Genomic DNA, 3,870 nt, shown 5'->3' with positions numbered 1-3,870 from the left:
TGACGCGCACGGTGACCGCCCGCCCGAAGAGCCGCGGCTGGAGGCCCGCGGGCCGGAGCGGCCGGATCGCCGGATCGATCTGCCGAGCGCCCGGCGCGCAGTCGATGACGAGCGCCACCGGCACGCCTCGCCAGGGGGCCAGCGCGGCCTCGGGGAGCGGTTCGGGGGCGGGGTGCAGCGTGACGGTCATCGGTTTGCCTCAGGCATGGGCCTTCAGCGCGGCGCCGAGGGCGGCGATGCCCTCCTCGATGCGCGCCTCGGACTGGGCGGAATAGTTGAAGCGGGCGAAGTTCGGCCGCTCCGTCACCGGGAAGAAGCTGCCGCCGGGCACGTAGGCGACCCGCGCCTCCGGCAGGGCCACGTCGCGCATGAAGGCCGTCGCGTCGAAGCCGTCGGGGAACGTCGCCCAGGTGAAGAGCCCGCCATCGGGGTCGGTGGCCGAGACCTCCTGCGGGAAATGCCGGCGCATCGCGTCGAGCATGACGTCCTTCTTGCGCCGGTAGGCGGCGCGCAGCTTCGCGACATGCTCCGACAGGTCGTAGCGGTCGAGAAAGAGGCTCGCCGCCGCCATGTTGAGGGTCGAGGTCTGCGTGTCGGCCGCGACCTTCAGGAGCTTCAGCTTGTCCAGGAGCGGACGCGACGCGACCGCCCAGCCGACACGCAGCCCCGGCACCAGAACCTTGGAGAAGGAGCCGAGGTGGATCACCCGGCCTTCGGTGTCCATCGACTTCAGCGTGGGCAGGTGCGACCCCTCGAAGCGGATCTGCCGGTAGGGGGTATCCTCCAGCACGATCAGGTCATGGGCGTTGGCGAGCTCGATCAGCCTGCGGCGGCGTTCCACCGACAGGGTCACGCCGGTCGGGTTCTGGAACTCGGGGATCGTGTAGACCATCCGCGCGTGCGGCGTCTCGCGCAGCACCTCCTCGAGGATGTCCATCCGCATCCCCTCGGCGTCCATCGGGATCGCGGCATAGGCGGGCTCGCTCGGGTCGAAGGCGATCCGCGCGCCGAGGAAGGTCGGGTCCTCGGTCACGATCACGTCGCCGGGGTTCACCATCATCTTGGCCGCGAAGTCGAGGCCCTGCTGGCTGCCTTGCAGGATCAGCACGTCCTCCGCCCCGCAGGGCGTGCCGTCCGCCGTCATCAGCGACGCGACCTGCTCGCGCAGCCGCGGCAGCCCGTCGGAGGGCGCGTACTGCATGGCGAGGCCGCCGGGGGCGCGGATGATCTCGGAGAACACGGCCTCGAGCTCCTCCGCCGGGAACAGCGTCGGGTCGGGGTAGCCGCCGCCGAAGGAGATGATCGCGGGATCGGCGCCGAGGGCCAGAAGCTCGCCGATGGCGTTGGGCTCGACGCGCGCCATGCGCGCCGCGAAACGGGGTGTCATGCTCGGGCCTCCCTCGCCGTCCGGCGCCAGAGGACACCCTCGCGCCGGAAGGTGCAAGGGCCGGGTGTCAGGACCGCCGCGCGCGCCGCCGGACCTCCTGCGGGGCGGCGCCGAACTCGCGCCGGAAGGCCCGCGTCATGGCCGAGGCGTCCGCATAGCCCACGCGCCCCGCGATCTCGGCGACGCTGAGCGATGTCTCCTCGGCCAGCCGGAAGGCCTCGGCCATGCGGATCGCGGCGTAGAGGCTCTGCGGCGTGCGGCCGGCCGCGGCCCGGCACCGCGTCTCGAGGCTGCGCTGGCCGATGCCGAGGCGGCGCGCGATCTCGGGCACGGCGAGCGGCGTCTCAAGATGCCGCCGCATCAGCGCCGCCGCCGCGCGCAGCGTCCGGTCCCCCGCGAGGCCCGGCAGCCGCGGCAGCGCGCCGGGCCGCTCCCCATGCATGAAGAGCGCGGCCACGTCGAGACTCAGCATCGCGCCGTGCTGCCGTGCGATGAGCTCGAGCATCAGCTCGAGCGTGGTCGTGGCCCCGCCGCAGCTCAGCCGGTCGCGGTCGATGACGAAGCGGTCGCGCACCACCTCGACCTCGGGGAACGTCTCCTCGAACTCGGAAAGCACGTCCCAGTGCGAGGTGGCGCGGTAGCCGTCCATGAGCCCCGCCGCCGCGAGAAGGAGGCTGCCGGTGTCGAGCCCGGCCACCGCGCCCGCACGCGACGCCGCGGCCCTGAGCGCGCGGAGCGTGCCGGGCCGCGCAAGCTCGCGGTGCCCGTAGCTCGGCATGACGAGGAGGAGGTCCGCCGCCGGCATCTCGGCGAGGCGCAGCTCGGGCGTCACCGGCAGGCCGCTCGAGGACAGGACCTGTCCCGCGTCGAGCCCGGCGAACTGCCAGCGGTAGAGGTCGCGCCGCGACAGCGTGTTGGCCGCGCGCAGCGGCTCGACCGCATTGGCGAGGCAGAGGTTCGAGAAGGACGGGAAGAGGAGGACGGCGACGCGGTAGGGCACGAGCGGAAATTTCGAATCCTGCAGGGTTCTGCGCGAACTCCGCATGATGATCCCGCCGGAGCCCTCCTAGCAAGAGGGCAGGTGAAGGGAGGGCGCGCCGTGGATTTCGCTCTGAGCCCCGAGCAGGAGATGATCGTCTCGACCGTCCGCGACTTCGTGGAGACCGAGATCTATCCCCACGAGGCGGAGGTCGAGCGCACCGGCGAGGTGCCCCCCGACCTCGCCGCCGAGCTCCGCCGCAAGGTCGTCGAGATGGGCTTCTGGGCCTGCAACTTCCCTCAGGAGGTCGGCGGCGGCGGCCTCGACCACCTCGAGTTCACGCTGGTCGAGCGCGAACTCGGGCGCGGCTCCATGGCGCTCACCCATTTCTTCGGGCGGCCGCAGAACATCCTGATGGCCTGCGAGGGCGCGCAGCGGGAACGCTACCTGCTGCCCGCCGTGCGCGGCGAGCGGATGGATGCGCTGGCCATGACGGAGCCCGACGCGGGCTCGGACGTGCGCGGCATGAAGTGCAGCGCCGTGCGCGACGGCGGCGACTGGGTGGTGAACGGCACGAAGCACTTCATCTCGGGCGCGGACCACGCGGATTTCTTCATCGTCTTCGTCGCGACGGGCGTGGAGGACACGCCCCACGGGCCGAAGAAGCGGATCACCTGCTTTCTCGTAGATCGCGGCCATCCGGGCTTCACCGTGCGGGACGGCTACAGGTCGGTCAGCCACCGGGGCTACAAGAACTGCATCCTCGAGTTCGACGACTGCCGCCTGCCCGATGCGCAGGTCCTGGGCCGCGTCGACGGCGGCTTCGACGTGATGAACACCTGGCTCTATGCCACCCGCCTCACGGTCGCGGCCTTCTCCGTCGGGCGGGCGCGGCGGTGCTTCGATCATGCGGTCCAGTGGGCGGCCGAGCGGCGGCAGTTCGGGCAAGCCATCGCGAAGTTCCAGGGCGTCAGCTTCCAGGTCGCCGACATGATCACCGAGATCGACGCGGCAGACTGGCTGACGCTGGCGGCCGCGTGGCGGCTGGATCGGGGCCTGCCCGCCAACCGCGAGATCGCGAGCGCCAAGCTCTACGCGACCGAGATGCTGGCCCGCGTGACCGACGCGACGCTGCAGATCCACGGCGGCATGGGCCTGATGGACGATCTGCCGATCGAGCGCTTCTGGCGCGATGCGCGCGTCGAGCGGATCTGGGACGGCACCTCCGAGATCCAGCGCCACATCATCGGGCGCGAGATCTTCCGCCCGCTCGGCGCCTGAGATGCAGCCGCTGTCGCGCCTCCTGCGCCCGCGCTCCATCGCCGTGATCGGTGGGGGGACATGGTGCGCGAACGTGATCGCGGAATGCCGGAAGATCGGCTTCGCGGGCCCGGTCTGGCCGATCCATCCCGCGAAGCGCGAGATCGCGGGGTTGCCGGCCTTCGCGTCGGTCGCGGCGCTTCCCGAAGCCCCGGACGCGGTCTTCGTCGGCGTGAACCGCGAG

General features: G+C 71.7%; 5 protein-coding genes. 2 read left to right on the top strand and 3 right to left on the bottom strand.

Features of this window, described 5'->3' with window-relative positions:
- From ACTS11_RS15860 to ACTS11_RS15850, 3 genes are all read right to left on the bottom strand, one after another.
- A partial coding sequence (locus ACTS11_RS15860; protein WP_442641269.1) for a hypothetical protein occupies positions 1-190 on the bottom strand: 190 nt, incomplete at its 3' end.
- A gap of 9 nt (positions 191-199) precedes the next feature.
- Complete coding sequence (locus tag ACTS11_RS15855) at positions 200-1,387, bottom strand: aminotransferase-like domain-containing protein (RefSeq protein WP_442641268.1); 1,188 nt, start codon at positions 1,385-1,387, stop codon at positions 200-202.
- A gap of 67 nt (positions 1,388-1,454) precedes the next feature.
- Positions 1,455-2,387, bottom strand: a complete 933-nt coding sequence (locus ACTS11_RS15850) for a GlxA family transcriptional regulator (protein WP_442641267.1) — start codon at positions 2,385-2,387, stop codon at positions 1,455-1,457.
- A gap of 99 nt (positions 2,388-2,486) precedes the next feature.
- Here ACTS11_RS15850 and ACTS11_RS15845 point away from each other — a divergent pair, with 99 nt between their 5' ends.
- The gene (locus ACTS11_RS15845; protein ID WP_442641266.1) at positions 2,487-3,647 is read left to right on the top strand and encodes an acyl-CoA dehydrogenase family protein; all 1,161 of its coding nucleotides are present in this window, start codon (positions 2,487-2,489) and stop codon (positions 3,645-3,647) included.
- A gap of 1 nt (position 3,648) precedes the next feature.
- Positions 3,649-3,870 (top strand): CoA-binding protein (locus ACTS11_RS15840; RefSeq protein ID WP_442641265.1); only part of this gene is annotated, 222 nt, incomplete at its 3' end.

Origin of the sequence: Roseicyclus sp. (genome assembly GCF_052168335.1) — a bacterium.
Taxonomy (GTDB): domain Bacteria; phylum Pseudomonadota; class Alphaproteobacteria; order Rhodobacterales; family Rhodobacteraceae; genus Roseibacterium.
The sequence above is the reverse complement of the archived record's forward strand: the minus strand, read 5'-3'. Positions and strand labels throughout refer to the sequence as shown.

Excerpts from the sequence above, each read along its gene's own strand:
- ACTS11_RS15855 (WP_442641268.1), bottom strand. The coding sequence starts at position 1,387 with ATGACACCCCGTTTCGCGGCGCGCATGGCGCGCGTCGAGCCCAACGCC.